Raw genomic sequence first — 21,161 nt, forward strand, 5'->3', positions numbered from 1 at the left:
GAGTGCGCCGACTTCAGTCCCGTTCCGCGAGAGGAGCACCGACCGTGCCCGCCACCCCCGCGACCGCCTTCGTCTTCACCGGCCAGGGCAGCCAGCAGCCACGGATGACCGTGGGCCTCTACAACTCCAGTCCCGTCTACCGCCGTCACCTGGAGCAGGCGGACGCCGCCCTGCGCCCGGGCCTGGACCGCTCGGTGGTCGACTTCGTCCGCGCCGCCGACCCGCTGATCAACCGGACCGGCTACGCCCAGCCGGTGCTCTTCGCGATCGGCTACGCGCTCGGCGCCACACTGGGCGAGCTCGGTGTGCGTCCTGACCTGCTGCTCGGCCACAGCATCGGCGAGTTCGCCGCCGCGGTGCTCTCCGGCGCGCTGAGCCTGACCGACGCGGCCCGGCTGGTCACCGCTCGGGCGCAGGGCATGGAGCTGCTGCCCGAGGGCGGCGCGATGCTGGCGGTCAAGGCGAGCGAGGCCGAGGTGCTCGAACTGATCCCGGCGCACCCGCTGGTCGGCACCGCCGCCGTGAACAGCCGGGCCGAGGTGGTGCTCTCCGGCGACGGCGATCAACTGGACGCGATCCGCGAGCGGTTGGCCGGGCACGGCATCAAGGCCACCAGGCTGCGGGTGTCGCACGCCTTCCACTCGCCGCTGATGGCCCCGATGCTGGACGACTTCGGCGCGGTGGCCCGCACCGTCGACCACCGGCCCGCCGCCACCGCACTGGTCTCCACCGTGCTGGGCCGACCGCTGGCGGCCGAGGAGTTGAGCGCCGACTACTGGGTGCGGCACATCAGCGCCACCGTCCGGTTCGCCGACGGGGTCGAGGCGCTGCTCGCACTGGGTGCCACCCGGATCGTCGAGGTCGGGCCGCGCCCGGTGCTCTCCCGGTTGCTGGAGCCGCTGGCCGAGGAGCACGGCTTCCAGGTCTTCAACGCCTGCCGGGGGCCGGCCGGCACCGGTGACCAACTCGCCGCGCTGGCCGCCGAACTCACCGCAGGCCGCCCGGTCGCGGTGCCGGCCTGACGGGCGGCTGGGCTTGATGTCCGCCTTCGTCCGGCTGCTGGACCAGCTGCTCGTGCTGCTGGGCACCGCCGGGGCGGCCCAGTTCGCGGTGCCGCTCCCGGTCGAGGAGGAGTACTGCTGCCGGGACTGCGGCCTGGCGCTCGACCGGCAGGACGGCCGCGGCGGCGACTGGGACGACTGGGAGATCGAGTTGCTCGGCCGGCGGTCCGAGCGGCTGGGGCCGCCGCTGGAGTGGCTGCCCTGAGCCCGGCGACGGCCGGTGGTGAAACGTATCCGCACCGCTGTGGATTGTGATCGCGTTCCCAGCTTTGGATGGTAGAACCCTCTCAGGACGCGCGAGCTGTACCGTGCGCTGAGGTGGGGAGTCCGGCTTGATCAGGGTCATGTTGGCAGAGGACATGAACATGGTCCGCGGGGCGCTGGTCGCGCTCCTGAACCTCGAACCGGACATCGAGGTGGTCGGTGAGGTGGCCTCGGGCGACGAGATCGTGCCCCGGGCGCTTGACTGGCGACCGGATGTGGCCATCGTCGACATCGACCTGCCGGGCATCGACGGCCTGACCGCCGCCGCCGAGCTGATCAAGGAACTGCCGTCCTGCCGCACCCTGATCCTCACCAGCCTCGGCCGCCCGGGAAACCTGCGGCGCGCGGTGGCCGCCCAGGTCGCCGGCTTCATCCTGAAGGACGCGCCGCCGGACCGGCTGGCCGAGGCGATCCGCGGGGTGGCGGCGGGGCGGCGGGTGATCGACCCGCAACTGGCCCTGGCCGCCTGGGACTCGGTGGAGAACCCGCTCACCGGGCGGGAGTCGGAGGTGCTGCGGCTGGCCGCCGGCGGCGCGGAGGTGGCGGAGATCGCCGCCAGCCTCTACCTCTCGGCCGGCACCGTGCGCAACTACCTGACCACCGCCGTGACCAAGCTCAACGCGCGTAACCGGGTCGACGCGATCCGGATCGCGTCCCAGGCGGGCTGGCTGTAGCACCGTCGGCCGGCAACGGGACCCGGGCTTCCAGCTGGAAGCGGCCGTCCGGGCCGACGGCGGCGGTGAGCCGGCCGCCGAGCCGGCCGACCCGGGAGCGCAGGCTGTCGATGCCGGTGCCGCGCCGGGCCGGCTGCTCCTGGGGCGCGGGCTGCACGCCGTCGTTGACGATCCGCAGCAACACGCTCCGGTCGCGCTGCTCGATGCTGATGGCGCAGTGCTCGGCCTTGCTGTGCCCCAGCACGTTGGTGATGCCCTCGCGCAGCACGGTCGCCAGCACGGTGCTGACCTGCGGCGGCAGCCGGTCGTGCGAGATGTCCAGGTCGATCTGGATGTCGGCGGCGGCCAGCACCGAGCAGCCGGAGCGGGTCTCCTGGTCCAGGGACATCTCTCGGTAGCCGCTGGCCACCATGCGCACGTCGGAGAGCGCCTGGCGGGATATCTCCAGGATCTCGATCAGCTCGTCGCCCGCCCGGTCGGGGTGGCTGGTGACCAGGCGACGGGTGAGTTCGGTCTTCAGGGTGATGGCGGAGAGGCTGTAGCCGAGCAGGTCGTGCAGGTCCTGCGAGAAGCGCAGGCGCTCCTGCTGGACGGCCATCCGGGCCAGCTCCTCGCGGGTCCGCTTGACCTCCTCCACCAGGTCGCCGAGCCGCAGCATGCCGTAGACGATCAGGCCGGTGATGGTGGCGGAGATCAGCGTGTAGCTGATCGACCAGGCGTCGTCGGGCGTCACCAGGTACTGCGCCCAGGTCTGGGTGCCCACCACCAGGCCGAACAGCACCCAGCTCACCGGCGCGGCGGTGAGCACCAGCAGGTTCCCGGCGAAGAACCCCGGCATGCCGACCCAGGCGCTGCCGAACATCAGGAACGGCAGGTAGACCAGCGCGGCCTGCAGGGCCAGGGTGGCGTAGGCGGTCCGGGACCCGGGGCGCGGCGCGAGGCGGGTGTTGTGGATCAGTTGCAGGGCCAGCAGGGCGCCGACCGAGACGGTGAAGACCAGCACCTGGCTGAGGCCCGGTCTCAGGGTCATGGTGTGCACACCGGCCAGCACCGCGAAGCCGCTGAAGACGACGGCGATCACCGTGCGCGACAGTCGCGACGCGGGCCCGACAGCGGACCGGTCGTCAACCACCGGAATGCGGCGACCGTGCGCGTCTACCCGACGTGACATCCGTGACATCCGTCCCCCTTGACCACCGAGGTCACCCCACCGGCACACATCGTAGCGGCGCACCAGCTACTCCAAGGGGTACGCGGCATGTGTCTTTTCACAGAAACCAGCCACTACTTCGGCAATTCACGCGCAGTTTGACATCGAGTCAGGCCGTCGACGGGCCGACGATCAGTTCGCCGACGCTGGACTCCCGCCGCCAGTCCAGGCCGAAGGCCCGGGCCGCCGCGTCGCTGTCCCCGAAGGCGACCGGTTGCGGGGCCAACCGCATCGCGGTGGCCACCAGGTTGAGGGTCTGCAGCAGGATGCCGACGTGCTTGAGCGTGGTGGCGTAGGCCATCCCGCCGTAGACCCAGGAGAGCCGGCCGAACCGGGCGGTGAGGGTGATCAGCACCGGTGGCTCCCGCCGCAGCCCGGCGGCCATCATCGCCGCGTCGAGCAGTTCGGCGACCGCCTCCTCGGCGGTGTTGATCAGCGTCAGGCCGTGGCCGCGCGGATCGTAGTGGTAGATGCCGCGGGGCAGGTCGGCGGCGGTGCCGACCACCAGGTAGAGCTCCAGCTCGTACAGGTCGCCGGTGCTCGGGTAGGGCCGGTCGGTGGTGGTGCCCGCCGCCGCCTCGTCCGGGCCGCCGACGTGCATCTCCCGTACCCGGGCCGCGCGGTGCAGCAGTTCGCCCAGGTGCGCGGCGGTGACCGCGTGGTCGCCGAGCCGGCCCGCCGGGCGCCGGGACTCCAGCACCTCGGTCAGGGTCGGCTCGGCCGCGCCGCGCTCGGGGGGCCGGGGCAGCGGGAAGTACTTGCCGCGCGGCAGCGGCTTCACCGCCGGCTCGTGCGGCGGCCGTTGACCCTGCGGGAAGACCGCGCCGTAGGCGCCGTCGTGCCGGCCGAGCCGGCTGCGGGAGTGGAAGAGCAGGTCGTGCTCGGCCCACCCGAGCAGGTCGGGATCGGTGTCCTCGGCGAACCGCGGGCCGCCGAGCCGATCGCGTTCGCCCACCAGCACCATGCCGGTGGCCACCAGGTGGGCGACCACCGCGCCGATCGCCTCGCCGGGCAGGCCGATGGCGCGGGCCAGCTTCGCGACGCTGGTCGGGCGGGTGAGCGCGGCCGCGATCAGCACCGCGTCACTGTGGTGCAGCAGCACCCGGTGCAGGGCCAGCGGGGACTCCAGCACGGCCTCCCCGCCGCCGGCGCCGAGCGTCGCGAACCGGGAGAGCCGCAGCGGCCGTTCGGGGTCGACCGCGGCGACGGTGGTGCTGGCCTGGCCGGAGATCGGGACCACCGAGAGCAGCGCGCCCTCCCCGTCGGTCAGCGCCAGGGTCTGGATCACCGTGCCCTGCAGCCGGTCCAGCACCTCGGCCAGCCGCCGGTGCTGCGCCGCCGCGTGCTCGTCCCCGATCGACAGCCCGGCCAGCACGTTGACCAGGTTGACCGGCCCGAAGGCCATCCGGCGCAGCGCCTCCCGCACGGCGGGCCCCGGCCGGTCGATCGGCACCTCGCCCCAGCGGGTCAGCACCGTGATCGCGTCCTGCCCGAACACCTGCTCCACCAGGGCATCCTCGCGCAGCGACCGCAGCAGCACGGTGGCGCTCGCACACTGTTCCGGGGCACTGGCTGTCGGGTCCATCGCTGCTCCTCGGATGCTCCTTCTGGTCCGGCGCCCGGCCGGGGTGTCACACGAAGATCGGGATCGGATTGAGGTCCTGGTAGTGGGTAGGTGTGGCCAACCGGCCGAGCGCCACCGGGACATCGAAGAGCCGTCCCGGGGCGAAGCGGGACCAGAAGTGCCGCAGTCCGGGGACGATCACCTTGACCACCGGAAGCCCGATGTCCGGTCGGGTCTGGTCCACCACCAGCATTTCCAGGCCGTGACGATCCGTCAAATCCAGGATGGCGTCCAGGTCGTCGAGCAGGTCGCGGCGCGGGGTGTAGCCGTAGTCCGTCGGGCGGCGCGGGGCGAGCGCCGGATCCGGCGCGAGATAGGGCTGGTTGCCGGTGGTGGCGTGCCGCCACCACCAGCGGGCCGCCTCGTCGCCGCCCTGGTAGCCGCTGCCGTCGGCGCGGGCGCCGACCACGGCCGGGAGCAGTTGGTTGACCTCGGTGAGCGCGCGGCGCAGCGCGATCCGCGGGTCGAAGTGCGCGCCGAAGCCGAAGACGATGTCCTGGGCCGGCTTGTCGAAGCGCCGGGAGAACGCCACCACGGTCGGGATCCCGAAGTCCGAGGTCACCTCCAGGGCCCACACCTCGCGGCCCAAGTCGCCGTGCACGCCGCGCAGTTCCGTGATCCACGGATCCTCGAAGGCGGTCAGGTCGACGGCCGGCTGCCGGGTCCTGTTGTACCACCAGAGCGCGACCGCGTCCCGCTCGACCAGCTCCAGGAAGCCTTGCAGGATGGCGTCTTCCAGGCTGCTGCCGGCGGCGTTGCCGTTGGAGTCGGCGTGGAAGAACCGGGCGCCCGGTGGCTGCGGCGTCCCGAAGTACAGGGCCGCGGTGGGCAGCAGCTTGTGCCGGCGCTCGGTCAGCGACCAGACCGGCGACCAGTCGACCACGTCGTCCTCGCCGAACGGGTCGGGGACGTGCTGGAAGCCGCCGTGCCGGGCGTTCCACTCCTGGCGGCCGTCGAACTGGCGCGGGTCGAACAGCAGCCAGTCCTGCGGCCGCACCGCGCGGTCGGCCAACTCCCGCAGGCTGCCCCGGATCCGGGGCTCGTCGCCGTGCAGGAAGCCGCTGTGCCGCTCCAGCGCCTCGCAGAGCGCGCTGACCTCGCCGTGCACGGCGCTGATCCCCTTGCCGCCGTTGTTGCTGCGCAGATCGGTACGGAGCGCGGCCAGGCTGTTCGGGCTGTTCGGGTTGGCCGCCGGATTGGCGCCGGCCAGGAAGGAGTTGAGGAAGGCAGGGCCGCGCGGGTCGCGGCGGATCTCCTTGACCACGCCGGTGATCGGGCTGATCAGGTGCCGGTAGGTCTCCAGCACCTGCTCGGGGGGCTGGGCGCGGTGCCCGCCGCCGCCGTAGCAGGTCTTCAGCCGCGAGCGCGGGGCCACCGGGCGCCACTGCTGCTCGGTGACCAGCTGCGGGTCGCCGCAGGTGGGGCACTGCGGCCGGACCCGCAGCTGGTGGTGCCGGCTCTCCATGGTCAGGGTGTCCAGCGTCCACACCGACTGCTGGGCCGGACAGCGGTAGCCGGCCAGCCACTTGACCGCCTCCAGGGCGACCAGGTGGGTGCTGAAGCCGCCCAGCGGCGAGATCGAGGCGGTGGGGCGGGGGACCGGTCCGGTCCGGCCCAGCGCCTGCTGCACATGGGCCTCGGCCCGCCGGTGGCCGCCCAACCGGTGTGCCAGGCAGCTCCAGCAGCCGCCGCCGGGCTGGAAGACCGGGCCGATCCAGACCCGCCGGCCGTACGGCCGGGCGATCAACCAGGCCCGCTCCGCCGCCAGTTCAGCGGCGTTCACGGCGGCCAGACCGGGCGCCAGGTAGTCGTCGCAGAGCGCCACGGTCAGGTCGCCGGGCAGCCGGTCGCCCGGATCCTCGACCACCGCGAGCCCGGCGGCCTCGAAGGCCGCCGCGGCGTCGCGCGGGTCCACCCGGCCGACCGCGGCCAGGTGGATCCGTCCGGTGGCCGCCCGGGCGGCGGCCCGGCCGCTGTCCAGGCCGGCCGCCTCCCAGTAGGCGATCGCCCGCTCGTCGCAGGGGGAGGCCGTCGGCGGCCGCAGGGCGACCAGCCCCGCGTCCGCCAACTGCTCCATCAGGTCGCCGATCTGCTGCGGCGAGACGCTCTCGGGTGCCTCCCGCAGCAGTCCGGGGATGTCCCGGGTGCCGTCCAGCAGCGGAGCGAGCGCCTCGATCTGCGCGCCCTGCAGGGCGGTGACGCCGTGCTCCGAGAACAGGTAAGTGGCCTCCCCCGAGACCACTTCGGGGCGCAGATCGCGCCGGAAGCCGATCAGCGGTCCCCCGTCCCCCGGCCCCGTGGTCATGCCGCGGCGAAGCCGAGCACAGCCGGGGCGGTCAACGCGGCGTGCGCGGCACCGAGCGGTTCCGGGGCGGGCGCCGCGCAGAGCCCGGCGCAGAGGTTCAGCGCCGCGCCGTCCTGGAGGTGCCAGCCGTCCAGGGCGTCGATGGTCAGATCCAGCGTGGTTTCCTTGTTGCCGCGTGCCGGGAGGTAGGCGGTGAACAGCGTTCTGAAATCGGCGTTGGAGCTGATCGTGTTCATAGGGAGCACTCCACTCTGCGATCAAGGCTGGGTGGTGCGTGGCCCGAGCGGGCCATGGGCAGAATTCTGGGTGTGAGCCCCGCCACCCCACCAGTGGGAGCGTCACCCCCCTGGCGTGAGAATTTCACGGGTTGCCCGGGTTCTTCCTCATGCCGCTGTCATGACTCGCGCACTGGGCAACTTGCCTGCCGTGTTGCGATCCTGATGGATGTTCAGGCGCTGTGATCCGCCGTATCGGCCCGCTGCACCGGCCCGCAGGACCGGGGCCGCGGATCCCAGGGCTCCCGCTGACGGTATGGGGGAGAGGCAATCCTGTGGAGATCAAGATTCTCGGCCCGTTGGAGGCCACGGAGTGCGACGAGTCCATCGTGCCCACCGCCGGCAAGCCCCGCCAGGTCCTCGCGCTGCTCGCGCTCTGGTCCGGGCGGATCGTACCGGCGAGCGTACTGATGGACGAGCTGTGGGGCGCGGAGCCGCCACGCAGTGCGCCGACCACTCTGCAGACCTACATCCTGCAACTGCGCAGGCGCCTGGACAGCGCACTGAGCGCCGACCCGACGCGCTGTGCCAAGGACGTCCTGCGCACCCAGTACAACGGATACGTACTCGACATCCGGCCCGAGGAGTTGGACGTCCAGTCCTACGAACGCCTCGCCGGCGCGGGCCAGCAGGCGCTGGACGCCCGGGACGACGAGGCCGCCTCGCGCCTGCTCGGCAGCGCGCTGGCGCAGTGGCGCGGTCCGGTCCTGGTCGACGTCCAGCCGGGCGCGCGGCTGGCGATCGAGGTGATGCGCCTGGAGGAGAGCCGGCTCGGCGTGCTGGAGCGGCGGATCGACGCCGATCTGCGGCTGGGCCGCCACCACAAGCTGCTCAGCGAGCTCGCCGTGCTCACCGTGCAGCACCCCTGGCACGAGAACCTGCACGCCCAGCACATGATCGCGCTCTACCGGTCGGGTCGGCAGTGGCACGCGCTGGACGTCTTCAAGAGACTGCGCGGCACGCTGGTCAACGAGTTCGGCCTGGAGCCCTCGCCACGGCTGCAACAGCTCCAGCGGGCCATCCTCTCCTCCGACCCGGCACTGGAGACCCCGGTGCGCCAGGATCGGGGCAGGCCCGGCCGGATGGTCGTCTGACGACACGTCAGTTATCGTCTGTCCAAAGACTGTTCTGCATCGTCGCCGTCCCCGGTCCACTCAAGTGGCCCGGGGTAGGCGGCCGTTCGGCGCGGGTGAAGGCCAACCCCTGACGCTCGCCCTCCGACGCCCAACCATGACGCCCAACCCCCGACGCCCAACCCCCCCCCGACGCCCAACCCCGCGTCCCCCAGCGCAGGGAGAGGAGAGGAGGCACCCATGCTGCGTACCGTCGGTTCCCCACGCCGCATGCCCCAGCCCGTCCGGCTGCTGGTCTGGTCGGCCGCCTGCGCGCAGGACGAGGCCGCGCTGCGGGTCAGCCTGCGCCGCTGGATCAAGGCGCGCGGCGAGGCGGGTTTCGCCGGGGTGGCCGACGCCTGGGGCGCCGCCGCGCCCGGGCCGGCGCGCGGCGCGCTGGTGGCCGCCGACCCGCAGGAGGCGCTGGCCGCGCTCGATGCGCAGGGCCCCGGCGTCTTCGTCGGCGAGGTCGGGCAGCCGCGCCCGGTGGCCATGCTGCTGCCCGGGCAGGGCGCCCAGCACCCGCGGATGGCGCTCGGGCTCTACGGCCACGAGCAGGTCTTCACCGAGGCCGTGGACGAGGTGTTCGCGCTGCTCGGCCCGGCCGGCGACCGGGTCCGCGACGACTGGCTGGCCGAGAACCCGCGGCTGCCGATCGACCACGTCGAGCGCGCGCTGCCGCTGATCTTCGCGCTCGACCTGGCGCTCGGCCGGCTGCTGAGCAGCTGGGGCATCCGCCCCGGACTGCTGCTCGGCCAGGGCATCGGCGAGCACGCGGCCGCCACCCTGGCGGGCGTGCTCAGCCTGCCGGCCGCCGTCGAGGTGATCGGCGCGCAGGCCGAGCGGCTGGCCCAGGCGCCGGCCGGCGGGATGGTGGCGGTGGCGGCCGGCGCCGACCAGGTGGCGCCGCACCTGCCGCCGGACGTCGCGGTGGCGGCGGTGAACAGCCCCAACCAGACGGTGATCTCGGGGACCAGGCAGGGCCTGGCGCGGGCCGCCGAGGCGCTGCGCGCGGCCCAGTTGAGCTGCATGCCGGTGCGGGCCAGCGTCGCCTACCACAGCCCGGTGGTCGCGGCGGCCTGCGCCGAGGCGGCCCGGGCCTTCGAGCGGGTGGCCCTGCTGCCGCCGGCCATCCCGGTGCTGTCGGCCTCCACGGCCGCGCTGATGGCGCCCGGTGAGGCGGTGGATCCGGGCTTCTGGGCCCGGCAGCCGACCCGCCCGGTGCAGTTGCGGGCCACCTTCGACACGCTCTTCGCCTCCGGCGGGCACCTCTGCCTGGAGGCCGGTCCGGGCCAGGGGCTCTACAGCCTGATCCGCCGCCACCCGGCCTTCCTCAAGGGCCCGAGCCAGGCGGTCGCGATGCTCAGCGCCCGGCCGCGCAACGCGGCGCACGACCGGCGCAGCGTGCTGGCGGCGGCGGCTCGGCTGTGGACCGCGGGGCAGGACCTCGATCTCGACGCCATTCACCGGCTGGGCTGACCGGCCCGTGGCCCCCGAACCCGAGAGGACGGCCGGCATGCCGACACCGCAGGTGGGACTGATCGAGCTGTCCCGGATCCTGGCCGCCTGCGGCGGTGAGGAGTCCTGCACCGAGCTGAGCGAGGAGTTGCTCGACGAGAGCTTCTACGAGCTGGGGCTGGACTCGCTCGCGGTGCTCCAGGCGGTCGGAGTACTGGCCAGGACCTACCAGATCGCGGTACCCGAGGAGTTGGTGGTGGAGGCGGAGACGCCGCGGATGCTGCTGGAGATGATCAGCGTGCTCTTCGGCCGGCAGAGCCACCCGGCCTGACCGGCGGCACGGCCACCCGGCCTGACCGGCCGCCGAGCCACCCGGCCTGACCAGCGCAGACCCGACACACACCCGACCGATCCTCGAGGTGGGCTGAAGCCACCCTCCGCACCCGCGCGCCATGCTGGCCGCAAGTGCCGGTGCGACCGCGGTCCGCGGTCCGCCGGCTTGGGCTGGAACGAGGAGCTGGGGGTAGCCGTGACGGATCTGCTGGGACGGGCCGACCCGACGGCCGATGACGCGCACGCCGCCCGCGCCGCCCGTCGCACCGTGCTGCGGGCGCGGCTGGCCGAGATCGAGGAGGGTTTCGGCGATCCCTGGGACCGCAACAACCCGGTCGGCTTCAGCGCGCTGCTCGCCGCCGACGACGAGGGCGAGCTGTCGGTCGAAGGCGTCAAGCGATACGCGCAACTCGGCCTGAACGCCGAGTTCGTGCCCGCCGAACTGGGCGGCCGGCTGGTCGGCCTGGACGGTCTCGGCCTGCTGATGCGCCCGATGTTCCGCCGCGACGTGACGCTCGCGATGGGCACCGCGCTCACCTCCTTCATGGGCTCCATGGTGGTCTGGCTGAACGGCGACGCCGCTCAGTGCCGGCGCACCGCCGAGACTCTGCTGAACGGCGGCCTGGCCACCGTCGCCTTCCAACAGCTGGCGCACGGCAACGACTTCGTCAACGACGAGTTCCGGGCCAAGCGCACCGCCGCGGGCCTGGCGATCGCCGGGCGCAAGGCCGCCGTCAACAACGCCGAGACGGCCGACCTGTTGATCGCCTTCGCGCGCAGCGGGGCCGACAACGCCGAGCGGGACGACGCCGAAGGAGAGGGGGGCGAGAGCGGCACCCACTCGCTGCTGCTGGTTCCGATGGCCGAGCTGCCCGCCGAGCGGGTGCGCCGGCTGGGCCGGCACCGCACCGACGCGGTGCGCGGCCTGCGGATCTGCGGCCTGGAGTTCGCCGACGCCCCGCTGGCGGACGACGCGCTGCTCGGCCAGTGGGGCCGCGGCGTCGAACTGGGCCTGCGGGCCTTCCCGGTGATCCACGCGACCGTGCCGGCCATGTGCGTGGGCCTGGCCGACACCGCGCTGCGCACCGCCACCCGGTTCGCGGTCGACCAACGGGCCTTCAGCCGCCCGGTGACCGAGGTGCCGATGGCCCGCAACGCGCTCGCCGGCACCTTCGTCGACCTGCTGATCTGCGACAGCCTCACGCTCACCGCGACCCGGGCGCTGCACCTGATCCCGGAGCAGTCCAACGTGCTGTCGGCGGTGGGCAAGTACCTGGTGCCCAAGCTGGCCGGCGAGGCGCTCTACCACCTCTCGGTGGTGATGGGCGACGCCTTCCACGCCCGCAACGGGGACCACGCGATCTTCCAGAAGCACGTCCGCGACCTGGCCATGATCACCTTCGGGCACGTCAGCACCGCGATGTGCCAGGCCACCATCGCGCCGTGCCTGCCGGGCATCGCGGCGGCCGAGTGGACGGCCGACCGGGCCGCGCCCGGCAGCCTGTTCACCCCGTACGGCCCGGTCCCGCCGATCGACTCCGACCGGCTGGCCAGCTTCGGCGGCCAGGACGGTCTGGCCGCCTACGCCGCCGAGGCGGCCCGGGTGATCGCCATCCGGGCACCGCAGGAGCTGGGCGAACTGCTGCGCGAGCAGAGCGAGCTGCTGGTCGCCGAACTCGCCGAGATCCGCCGGGCCGCGCTCGAACTCCCGGATGACGAGCACGAGTTCGCCGCCTCGGTGCGCTCCTTCCCGCTCACCGACCGGTACGCGCTGGCGATCTCCGCGATCTGCTGCCTCGGCGTCCAGCTGAACGCCGACCCGCGGCACGAGGCGTTCAGTGCCCAACCGCAGTGGCTGGCGCTGGCCCTGGACCGGCTGCTGCGCCGGCTCGGCCGCCGGACCCCGGCGCTGCCGCCGGCCGTCGAGGTGGGCCTGTGCGCCGAGGTGCTGCGCCGCACCGCCGAGAACCGCTCGCTCGACCTCTACGACCTCCCGCTCGCATGAGCACCGCCGCGCTGCTCGAACCCCGGGCGGTCGCCGGACCTGACGGCCCGTGGGACCCGGTGGACCGGGACCTTCAGGCGCACGGGGTGGCGCTGGCCTACGGCTCGATCACCCAGTGGCTGGCCGCGCTGCCCGGCGAGGCCGAGCTGCGGGCGCTGCTCGGCCGGGACTGGGAGAAGTACCAGGCCCGCAGCGGCCGCAAGTCCGCCGACCGCTTCCTGGCCACCCGGGCGCTGCTCAAGCAACTGGCCGCCCGCGCGGTCGGCGTGCCGCCGCAGGAGCTGGAGTTCGGCTACGCGCTGACCGGGCGGCTCTACGTGCGCGGCTGCGACCAGGTGGACCTCAACCTCAGCCACACCGGCGACCTGATGCTGGTGGGCCTGAGCACCCTGGGGCTGATCGGGGTCGACGTCGAGTCCGCCGACCGCCGCCTCTACGGCAGCGGCGGCGAGCAGCAGATGTGCACCCCGGACGAGGTGCGGCTGCTCGCGGCCACCGACGAGGCGGACCGCAACCGGCGGCTGGTGCGGCAGTGGACGCTCAAGGAGGCTTATACCAAGGCACTTGGGCAGGGGATGTACTTTCCTTTCACCGAGTTCGGCTTCCAGGTGGACGAGGAGCCGCCGCGGCTGCGGCGCGCCGACGGCACCCCGGCCGACCGTGACGCGTGGTCCTTCCGCTCGCTGCGGGTGGGCGAGCGCCACCTGGCCGGGCTGGCCCTGCACGACGCGGGCCGCGGCCGGATCAGCGACACCAGGGCGGCCACCACCCTGGACACCCGGATGCTCGGGGCGATCCAGCGGGCGCTGCGGGTGGCGGGCGGCTCGGGCTGATCGGGCTGATGACGTGTGAGAGGAGTGCCCAGGATGAACGTACGGATCGGCGTACTCGGCCCGCTGGCGGTGACCGTGCACGGTACCTCGGTGGTGCCGAGCGCGGCCAAGCCCCGGAACGTGCTGGCGCTGCTGGCGGTGCGGGCGGGCCAGGTGGTTCCGGTGCCGGTGATTCTGGAGGAGCTCTGGGACGGCCACCCGCCGGCCAGCGCGCTCACCACGCTGCAGACCTACATCCTGCAACTGCGCCGGCTGCTGGAGGCGGCGCTGGCCGGCACGGCCGATCCGGACGGCGGCGCCAAGGGCCTGCTGCGCACCGCCTACGGTGGCTACCAGCTGGCCGCCCCGCCGGAGGCCTGCGACCTGACCGAGTTCGACCGACTGGGACAACTCGGCCTGCGGGCACTGGAGTTGGGTGACCCGGCGAGCGCGCAGCGGCTGCTGCGCGAGGCCGACCGGCTGTGGCGGGGACCGGTGCTGCTGGACGTCGAGTTCGGACCCCGACTGCAGGCCGAGGCACGCTACCTGGAGGACCGCCGGATCGCCCTGGTCGAGCGGCGCACCGAGGCCGCGCTGGCGATCGGCCGGCACAGCGAACTGGTAGGAGAGCTGGCCGCGTTGACCACCGAATACCCGTTGAACGAGCGGTTCTGCGAGCAGTACATGCGGGTGCTGCACCGGTGCGGGCGCAGCGTGGACGCGCTCGGTGCCTTCCGGCGGCTGCGCGGGCAACTGGTCGCCGAACTGGGTGCCGAACCAGGCCTGCGGCTGAGGGAGTTGGAGCGGGCCATCCTCGGCGCCGGGCCGGAGCACGAAGTGGACCTGCGGGTCGCGCAGTTGGTGCCGTAGGCGAATCGCCGGGTCGGCTACGTCCGAGAGGGCGTTTGATGCGCTGGATCCGCCCGTGATGCCCAAAGGGCAAGACGGCAGAAGACTCGCTCATCGCCCCGTGAGCACCGCGCTCAGCAGGCCGGGGAAACGCGCCTCCATGTCGAGGCGGCGCACTGTGACGATCCGCTTGCGTCCTTCTGCGATGGTCCTGATCAGGCCCGCCTCCCGCAGGACGCGGTAGTGATGGGAGATCGTCGGGCTGCTCAGGCCGAGGTCGGCCTTCTCGGCGATGACTGCGCAGTCGATCGGCTCCGAACCGCGATACAGCTCGGTCATCAACGCTCGCCTGCCCGGTTCGGCCAGCGCGCTGAGAATGACCGTGAGGTCGAAGGAGTCGACCGAGGGTTCGGGTAGTGCGCGCGGCATCCGTCGCCTCCTCATCGTTTGACGTGCATCGAAGTTCAGCCTACCGTCACATCTCGTGATGCTTCGACAAGCATCAAACGATGTGTCGACGGTGCGGCAACTCGTCCTCGCCTTCGGCCCGTTCCTGTCGGCCCTGATTGAAGGAGACACCGTGCCGAGTACTTCCGAGGAGCCGACCCGATGACCGGCGTACTGGTGACCGGCGGCACCGGGAAGACCGGTCGCGAGCTGGTGAGTCTGCTGCGCGGCCAAGGCGTGCCGGTTCGGGTGGCCAGCCGCAACCCGGCCGCCGACGACCCGGATGCGATCCGGTTCGACTGGGACGATCCGGCCACCCATCCGGCCGCGCTGGCCGGACAGGACCGGGTCTTCCTGGTGCCTCCGGGGCAGAGCCTGGACCCGATGCCGTCGGTCGGGCCGTTCCTGGCCCAGGCGCAGCGCCTCGGCGTGCGCAAGGTGGTGCTTCTCGGCTCCTCCATCCCCCTTGCCCCCAGGGCGCCGGAACTGGCCGCCCAGGTCCGAGCCCAGCCTGGCGGGGTCGTGCTGCGCCCGTCCGGGTTCATGCAGAACTTCCTGAGCCCGCACCCGCTGGGCGAGCGGATCCGACGAGACGGTGAGATCCGCACCGCCGCCGGTGACGGCCGGGTGGGGTGGATCGACGTGCGGGACATCGCGGCAGCCGCCGCTGCCCTGCTGACCGACCTCGACGCAGTCCCCGGCGATCAGCGTGACCACCTGCTCACCGGCCCGCAGGCGCTGAGTTACCCGGAGGCGGCAGCGATCATCACCGCCGGCACCGGACGGCCGGTCCGGGTGGTCCACGCGAGTGCGGACCAGCAGGCGGCCGAATTGCGGGCCGCGGGCATACCCGCGCAGTTCGCCGCGATCCTCGCCGCCGCCGACGCCGGCGTCCGGCCCGGCCGCGAAGACGAGGTCAGCACCGCGGTGCTCGACCTGACGGGCCAGCCGCCCCGCAGCTTCACCCAGTTCGTCCAGGAGCACGCGGCCCGGTGGGCAGCACCAGCCGCTTGAGTGCGGGGATCAGCCCCGACACCAGCCGTTGTCAGGTCTGCGAACCGAAGAGGAAACCCCGTGAACGACGCCGCACACGCCCTCGGCACCCGCTTCTACTCCGCCCTCCAGGCGGGAGACTGGCCCGCCATCCGCGCCCTCCTGCACGACGACGCGACCTGGACCCTGCCGGGCGACCACGCCATCTCCGGCACCGCCGCCGGTGCCGACGCCGTCATCGCCCAACTCCAGAAGGTCGCCGGCTACGGCGTCCGTTTCGAACTGCTGCACATCCTGACGAGCCGAGAGAACATGGTCCTGTCCCAGCACAACACCGCACGCCGTGGTGAGCTCGTCCTCGACGAGCACCTCGCCACGGTCTGCCGCCTGCGCGACGGGCTCATCGCCGAGGTGGAGACCTTCGCCTCCGACGTCCCGGGAATGAACGCCTTCTTCAGCTGACCCCGGTGATGCTCCGGGATCTGCCGCTCATCTGACCCCAGCGCCACGCGAGCCTGTCAGGGTGCGCGTGGCGCTGTGCCGTTGTGCTTCCGTCCCGTCCCGCGCCCGGTCAGCTCAGGCAGCGGATGGTGCCGGCGTGCAGCTGCCCGACCCGCACGTCGCCGCCGCTGGGGAAGGACCAGTAGGCCTGCGCGGTGCCCGACTTGAGGTCCTCGGTCAGGCTGACGGTGAGCCCGCCGTGCTCGTTCCAGCTGGTGAAGTAGACGTTCTTCGCGATGGTGGCGAGCGAGTCGGGCACGGTGTTGGTCACCCCGACGTTGCCGCCCGAGTCACCGACCGCGAGCACCGTGCCGGTGAGCTGGGTGCCGTCGGCGGCGTAGTCGAACTTCATCTCCAGGCCGTTGTCGAAGGTGATGTCCAGCGACTTGCCGAGCAGCCCGGCGCAGGCCCGGTCGGTCTGCGTGGCGGTCCGGCCGGTGGTCGGGGCAGTGGCCTGTGCGGTGGCGGCCGAGGTCACGGCGAGGGTGCCGGCGGTCAGTGCCGCGGCGGCCACGAGAAGCTGAATCCGCTTGAGGGCCATGAGCGTTACTCCCTGAGACGATGGTCCGGTGGTCGGGAGCCGCAGGCTGGCAGGCGGCACTAAAGGCTGGCTGGAAGCTTCGTGGGTCAAGCATTCTTCGAGCGGGCGGTGCCAGGGTGGCACTTTGTCCACGGTAGGTGAAGGGTAGTCATGGCCATGGCGTTCGGATCGGCGCAGGAGCTGGCGACGCTGGTCGGGGTCCCGTACCTGGCGCCCGGCCGGCACGGCCCCTGGCACCGGGTCAGGGAGTCGATGGCGCACCGGGGCGTGGCGCTCGTCTACGGCCGGCGGGACGACTGGCTGCCCGAGGACCTGGACGCCCCGGAGCTGCGCCCGCTGCTCGGCCGCGACTGGATCCGCCAGCGCGGCCTGGGCCACCCCGAGGCCCGGGCGCGCTTCGTCGCCTCCCGGCTGCTGCTCAAGGCCACGGCCGCCGCGGTCTTCGACTGCCCGCCGCACCTGCTGGACGTGGCCTACCGGCTGGGCGGCCGGCCCTACCTGCGTGGCTGCGAGCAACTGGACATCAGCCTCAGCCACACCGAGCGCCTGATGCTGGTGGGCCTGAGCCGGCGCGGCGTGATCGGGGTCGACGCGGAGGCCGCGACCCGTCGGATGTACGGCACCGGGGTCGAGCTGTACGCCTGCACCGACCAGGAGCGCGCGGCACTGGAGGCGCTGCCCGCCGAGCGGCGCAACGACGCGCTGGTGCGCCTGTGGACCCTGAAGGAGGCCTACAGCAAGGCGATCGGCGCGGGCCTGCGGCTGCGCTTCACCCGCTTCGGCTTCCCGCTCCACGGCCCGCCGGACCTGTCCGAGGCGTCTGAGCCGTCCGAGCCGGCCGGGGCCACCAAGGCCGTCGCGACGCCGGAGCGGCAGGCGGTGGACGGGGCCTGCTGGAGCTTCGGCACCGGCCTGGTGGACGGCCGCTACCTGGCCAGCGTCGCCCTCGGCGATCTCGGCGAGGGCCGCACCGGGTTGCCGTCCGGGGTCGAACCGGCCGCCGCTCCACTGCCCTTCGAGCTGCGCGCCGGACCATGACCGGCACGGGCCGCACCGCCGTCGGCGGGGCCGAGCCGGCCCGGCCAGGGAGGCGTCGTGCGGCACGAGTCCATCTACCTCGCGGGCCACGGCAGCAGCCTGCCCGCCCCCAGCGCCGTCGCGGCGGCGGTCGAGCAGGGCCTGCTCGACGCCCGCACCGCCCGCCAGACCGAGGCGCTCGCGGTCACCGTCTCGGACGGCACCTCCGGACCCGAGTTCGCGGTGGCCGCCGCCCGCGCCGCACTGGCCGGCGCCCCGCAGGTGAAGGTCGACCTGCTGCTGCACGCCAGCGTCTACTACCAGGGCCACGACCTGTGGGCGCCCGCCTCCTACCTGCAGCGCGAGCTGCTCGCCGAGCCCTGCCCGGCGATCGAGGTCCGCCAGCTCTCCAACGGCGGCATGGCCGCGCTGCAGCTCGCCGCCGGCTACCTGGCCGGCTCGGCCGAGCTGGACGGCGCGTTGCTCACCGCCGGCGACCGGTTCTGCCCGCCAGGCTTCGACCGCTGGACCGGCGACCCAGGCACCCTCTACGCGGACGGCGGTGCGGCCCTGCTGCTCTCCCGGCGTGGCGGCTTCGCCCGGCTGCGCAGCGTGGTCACCGTCTCCGACCCGGAGCTGGAAGGCATGCACCGGGGCGACGACCCGTTCGGCGCGGCTCCCTTCGAGCAACGCCCGGTGATCGATCTGGAGCGGGCCAAGCAGGCCTACTTCGCGCGGGTGAGCACCTCGTTCTGCGTCGGCCGGGTCTCGGCGGGGCAGCGCGCGGCGATCAAGACGGCGCTGGCCGAGGCGGAGACCGAACTCGCTGAGATCGACTGGTTCGTGCTGCCGCACCTGGGCCGGCGCCGGCTCACGGCGACCTTCTTCGATCCGTTCGGCATCGACCCGTCCCGCTCCACCTGGCAGTGGAGCCGCTCGGTCGGCCACCTGGGCGCGGCCGACCAGTTCGCCGGCCTCGACCGGCTGCGCACCAGCGGCGCGCTGCGCCCCGGGCAGCGCTGCCTGCTGGCGGGGATCGGTGCCGGGTTCAGCTGGAGCTGCGCCGTGGTCGAGTTGCTCGACTGAGGGATCGAGCCTGCTTCGAGCGGGCGTGCGAATACTGACGAGGCTTCAGCAGCACGGCATTCACGACGGGGAGAGGACGGCACAGGTGCGGCACCGAGCGAAGGCAGAGCGGCGATGACCCGCCGCGTGGTGATCACCGGTCTGGGCGTGGTCGCCCCCGGCCGGCCGGGGGTGGGACCGTACTGGGAGATGCTCACGGCGGGACGGCCCGCGAGCCGCACCATCACGCTCTTCGACGCCACCGGTTACCGCTCCCAGGTGGCCGCCGAGAGCGATTTCGACCCGGCCGCCGCCGGGCTGAGCGCCGAGCAGTGCGTCCGGCTCGACCGGGCGGCCCAGTTCGCGGTGGTCGCCGCCCGCGAGGCGCTCGCCGACAGCGGCCTGGACAGCGGCCTGGAGACCGGCGCGCTGGACCCGGGCCGGATCGGCACCACGGTCGGCACCGCCGTCGGCTGCACCACCAGCCTGGAGCGCGAGTACGTCGCGGTCAGCGAGCACGGCCGCCGCTGGACCGTCGACCACGAACGCGCCGTCCCCGAGCTGTACCGGCACTTCGTGCCCAGCTCGATCGCCGCCGAGGTGGCCTGGACGGCCGGCGCCGAGGGCCCGGCCGCCGTGGTCTCCACCGGCTGCACCTCCGGCCTGGACGCGCTCGGCCACGCCGTCGAGCTGATCCGCGAGGGCAGCGCGGACGTGATGGTGGCCGGCGCCGCCGAGGCGCCGATCACCCCGATCACCGCAGCCTGCTTCGACGCCATCCACGCCACCACTCCGCGCAACGACGACCCGAGCGGTGCCTCCCGCCCCTTCGACCGCACCCGCAACGGCCTGGTGCTGGGCGAGGGCGCGGCCGTGCTGATCCTGGAGGAGCTGACCGCGGCCCGCCGTCGCGGCGCCCGCATCTACGCCGAGGTGGCCGGCTACGCGTCCCGCTGCAACGCCTACCACATGACCGGACTCAAGCCCGACGGACGGGAGTTGGCCGCCGCGATCGGCGCCGCGCTGGACCAGGCCCGGCTCGCGGCGAGCGCCGTCGACTACGTCAACGCGCACGGTTCCAGTACGAAGATGAACGACCGGCACGAGACCGCCGCCTTCAAACTGGCCCTGGGCGGGCACGCCTACGAGACGCCGGTCAGCTCCATCAAGTCGATGATCGGCCACTCGCTGGGCGCGGTCGGCGCGCTGGAGGTCGCCGCCTGCGCGCTCGCGCTGCGGCACGGGGTGCTGCCGCCCACCGCCAACCTGCACGAGCCGGACCCGGACTGCGATCTCGACTACATCCCGCTCCAGGCCCGCGAGCAGCGCACCGACGTCGCGCTCAGCGTGGGCAGCGGGTTCGGCGGCTTCCAGAGCGCGCTGGTGCTGACCCGGCCCGAGCTGGTGCGGCGATGAGCGCGCTGGTCACCGGCCTGGGCGTGGTCGCCCCCAACGGCCTGGGCACCGAGGAGTACTGGGCCGCCACGCTGGCCGGCAAGAGCGGCCTGGGCCCGATCACCCGGTTCGACGCCTCGGGCTACCCGGCCAGGGTGGCGGGCGAGGTCCCCGGTTTCACCGCCGCCGACCACCTGCCCAGCCGCCTGCTGCCGCAGACCGACCAGATGACCCGGTTGGCCCTGGTCGCCGCCGACTGGGCGCTGCGCGACGCGGGCGTGCGGGCCGAGGAACTCCCCGAGTACGCGGCGGGGGTGGTCACCGCGGCCTCCGGCGGCGGGGTGGAGTTCGGGCAGCGGGAGCTGCAGGCGCTCTGGGAGCACGGCCGCGAACACGTCAGCGCCTACCAGTCGTTCGCCTGGTTCTACGCCGTCAACACCGGCCAGATCTCGATCCGTCAGCGCACCAAGGGACCCAGCGGCGTGCTGGTCACCGAGCAGGCCGGCGGCCTGGACGCGCTCGGCCAGGCCCGCCGGGAGGTCCGCAAGGGCGTGCGGCTGATGCTCTCCGGCGGGGTCGACGGCGCGCTCTGCCCCTGGGGCTGGGTCGCCCAACTCGCCACCGGGCGGGTCAGCGAGGCGGGGGAGTACCTGCCCTTCGCGGCCGAGGCGAGCGGCTACCTGCCGGGCGAGGGCGGCGCGATCCTGGTGGTCGAGGAGGCTGCGGCGGCACGGCAGCGCGGGGCCGCCCACCGCTACGGCGAACTCGCCGGCTACGCCGCCACCATGGACCCGGCTCCCGGCAGCGGCCGCCCGCCGGGGCTCGGGCGCGCCGCGGCGAACGCGCTGGCCGACGCCGGGCTGACCGCCGCCGACATCGACGTGGTCTTCGCGGACGCGGCCGGGGTCCCCGAACTCGACCGGGCCGAGGCCGCCGTGCTGGTCGACCTGTTCGGGCCGTACGGGGTCCCGGTCACCGCGCCCAAGAGTCTGACCGGCCGGCTGGCCGGCGGTGCGGCGCTGGACGTGGCCAGCGCGCTGCTGGCGCTGCGCGACGGCGTGATCCCGCCCAGCGGACCGGTGCGCGAGCCCGCCGCCGCCCTGCGGCTCGACCTGGTCTGCGGGGCCGCCAGGCCGGCCCCGTTGCGCACCGCCCTGGTGCTCGCGCGCGGCTACGGCGGCTTCAACGCCGCCCTGGTCGTGCGCGCCGCCAATTGATCA

The 21,161-nt window shown here is 73.4% G+C and carries 21 protein-coding genes; 15 read left to right on the plus strand and 6 right to left on the minus strand.

All coding sequences use genetic code 11. The features are described from left to right. Positions 1–44 precede the first annotated feature (44 nt). From P3T41_RS25235 to P3T41_RS25245, 3 genes are all read left to right on the plus strand, one after another. Positions 45–1,022: an acyltransferase domain-containing protein gene (locus P3T41_RS25235; protein WP_280692591.1), complete on the plus strand. Its 978-nt coding sequence runs from the start codon at positions 45–47 to the stop codon at positions 1,020–1,022. 16 nt (positions 1,023–1,038) lie between these two features. Further along, the gene (locus tag P3T41_RS25240; RefSeq protein WP_280692593.1) at positions 1,039–1,266 is read left to right on the plus strand and encodes a hypothetical protein; all 228 of its coding nucleotides are present in this window, start codon (positions 1,039–1,041) and stop codon (positions 1,264–1,266) included. Positions 1,267–1,405: 139 nt separating this feature from the next. Further along, entirely contained in the window at positions 1,406–1,999 is a 594-nt protein-coding gene (locus tag P3T41_RS25245; protein ID WP_280692594.1) for a response regulator transcription factor, read from the plus strand. On the opposite strand, the gene P3T41_RS25250 is transcribed toward P3T41_RS25245, so the two are convergent. The 4 genes from P3T41_RS25250 to P3T41_RS25265 form a co-directional block, all read right to left on the minus strand. Beyond that, entirely contained in the window at positions 1,941–3,080 is a 1,140-nt protein-coding gene (locus tag P3T41_RS25250; protein WP_280692596.1) for a histidine kinase, read from the minus strand. The genes P3T41_RS25245 and P3T41_RS25250 overlap by 59 nt on opposite strands. Positions 3,081–3,318: 238 nt before the next feature. Then, complete coding sequence (locus P3T41_RS25255) at positions 3,319–4,794, minus strand: SagB family peptide dehydrogenase (protein WP_280692598.1); 1,476 nt, start codon at positions 4,792–4,794, stop codon at positions 3,319–3,321. 46 nt (positions 4,795–4,840) lie between these two features. Then, positions 4,841–7,138 carry a TOMM precursor leader peptide-binding protein gene (locus P3T41_RS25260; protein WP_280692600.1) on the minus strand — a complete coding sequence of 766 codons (2,298 nt, stop codon included), beginning with the start codon at positions 7,136–7,138 and terminating at the stop codon, positions 4,841–4,843. After that, positions 7,135–7,374 (minus strand): hypothetical protein, encoded by a 240-nt coding sequence (locus P3T41_RS25265; protein ID WP_280692601.1) that lies wholly within the window; start codon positions 7,372–7,374, stop codon positions 7,135–7,137. The genes P3T41_RS25260 and P3T41_RS25265 overlap by 4 nt, the downstream gene beginning before the upstream one ends. 314 nt (positions 7,375–7,688) lie before the next feature. On the opposite strand from P3T41_RS25265, the gene P3T41_RS25270 reads away from it, so the two are divergent. The 6 genes from P3T41_RS25270 (at position 7,689) to P3T41_RS25295 (ending at position 14,003) form a co-directional block, all read left to right on the plus strand. Then, a complete protein-coding gene (locus tag P3T41_RS25270) occupies positions 7,689–8,507 on the plus strand; it encodes an AfsR/SARP family transcriptional regulator (RefSeq protein ID WP_280692603.1) in 819 nt (272 codons plus the stop codon). A 219-nt stretch (positions 8,508–8,726) separates the two neighbouring features. Next, positions 8,727–10,004 (plus strand): acyltransferase domain-containing protein, encoded by a 1,278-nt coding sequence (locus P3T41_RS25275; protein ID WP_280692604.1) that lies wholly within the window; start codon positions 8,727–8,729, stop codon positions 10,002–10,004. A 37-nt stretch (positions 10,005–10,041) separates the two neighbouring features. After that, on the plus strand, positions 10,042–10,314 hold the full coding sequence (locus P3T41_RS25280; protein WP_280692606.1) for an acyl carrier protein: 273 nt from the start codon (positions 10,042–10,044) through the stop codon (positions 10,312–10,314). A 198-nt stretch (positions 10,315–10,512) separates the two neighbouring features. Then, positions 10,513–12,321, plus strand: a complete 1,809-nt coding sequence (locus tag P3T41_RS25285; RefSeq protein WP_280692607.1) for an acyl-CoA dehydrogenase — start codon at positions 10,513–10,515, stop codon at positions 12,319–12,321. Beyond that, positions 12,318–13,154, plus strand: a complete 837-nt coding sequence (locus P3T41_RS25290; protein ID WP_280692609.1) for a 4'-phosphopantetheinyl transferase superfamily protein — start codon at positions 12,318–12,320, stop codon at positions 13,152–13,154. The genes P3T41_RS25285 and P3T41_RS25290 overlap by 4 nt, the downstream gene beginning before the upstream one ends. Before the next feature lie 33 nt (positions 13,155–13,187). Then, a complete protein-coding gene (locus P3T41_RS25295; RefSeq protein WP_280692611.1) occupies positions 13,188–14,003 on the plus strand; it encodes an AfsR/SARP family transcriptional regulator in 816 nt (271 codons plus the stop codon). 90 nt (positions 14,004–14,093) lie between these two features. On the opposite strand, the gene P3T41_RS25300 is transcribed toward P3T41_RS25295, so the two are convergent. Beyond that, positions 14,094–14,411 (minus strand): helix-turn-helix domain-containing protein, encoded by a 318-nt coding sequence (locus P3T41_RS25300; RefSeq protein ID WP_280692612.1) that lies wholly within the window; start codon positions 14,409–14,411, stop codon positions 14,094–14,096. A 180-nt stretch (positions 14,412–14,591) separates the two neighbouring features. On the opposite strand from P3T41_RS25300, the gene P3T41_RS25305 reads away from it, so the two are divergent. Continuing rightward, the gene (locus tag P3T41_RS25305) at positions 14,592–15,443 is read left to right on the plus strand and encodes an NAD(P)H-binding protein (RefSeq protein WP_280692614.1); all 852 of its coding nucleotides are present in this window, start codon (positions 14,592–14,594) and stop codon (positions 15,441–15,443) included. A 60-nt stretch (positions 15,444–15,503) separates the two neighbouring features. Then, positions 15,504–15,884, plus strand: coding sequence for a nuclear transport factor 2 family protein (locus tag P3T41_RS25310; protein WP_280692616.1), 381 nt, complete (start codon positions 15,504–15,506; stop codon positions 15,882–15,884). 109 nt (positions 15,885–15,993) lie between these two features. Here P3T41_RS25310 and P3T41_RS25315 read toward each other — a convergent pair whose 3' ends face one another. Next, the gene (locus P3T41_RS25315; RefSeq protein ID WP_280692618.1) at positions 15,994–16,464 is read right to left on the minus strand and encodes a hypothetical protein; all 471 of its coding nucleotides are present in this window, start codon (positions 16,462–16,464) and stop codon (positions 15,994–15,996) included. Positions 16,465–16,620: 156 nt separating this feature from the next. On the opposite strand from P3T41_RS25315, the gene P3T41_RS25320 reads away from it, so the two are divergent. The 4 genes from P3T41_RS25320 (at position 16,621) to P3T41_RS25335 (ending at position 21,158) form a co-directional block, all read left to right on the plus strand. Next, on the plus strand, positions 16,621–17,502 hold the full coding sequence (locus P3T41_RS25320; RefSeq protein ID WP_280692620.1) for a 4'-phosphopantetheinyl transferase superfamily protein: 882 nt from the start codon (positions 16,621–16,623) through the stop codon (positions 17,500–17,502). Positions 17,503–17,559: 57 nt separating this feature from the next. Then, on the plus strand, positions 17,560–18,567 hold the full coding sequence (locus P3T41_RS25325; protein WP_280692622.1) for a ketoacyl-ACP synthase III family protein: 1,008 nt from the start codon (positions 17,560–17,562) through the stop codon (positions 18,565–18,567). Positions 18,568–18,681: 114 nt separating this feature from the next. Next, complete coding sequence (locus P3T41_RS25330; RefSeq protein WP_280692623.1) at positions 18,682–19,962, plus strand: beta-ketoacyl-[acyl-carrier-protein] synthase family protein; 1,281 nt, start codon at positions 18,682–18,684, stop codon at positions 19,960–19,962. Beyond that, positions 19,959–21,158 (plus strand): ketosynthase chain-length factor, encoded by a 1,200-nt coding sequence (locus P3T41_RS25335; RefSeq protein ID WP_280692624.1) that lies wholly within the window; start codon positions 19,959–19,961, stop codon positions 21,156–21,158. The genes P3T41_RS25330 and P3T41_RS25335 overlap by 4 nt, the downstream gene beginning before the upstream one ends. Positions 21,159–21,161: the final 3 nt, after the last annotated feature.

This window comes from Kitasatospora sp. GAS204B, from assembly GCF_029892155.1.
Lineage (GTDB): Bacteria > Actinomycetota > Actinomycetes > Streptomycetales > Streptomycetaceae > Kitasatospora.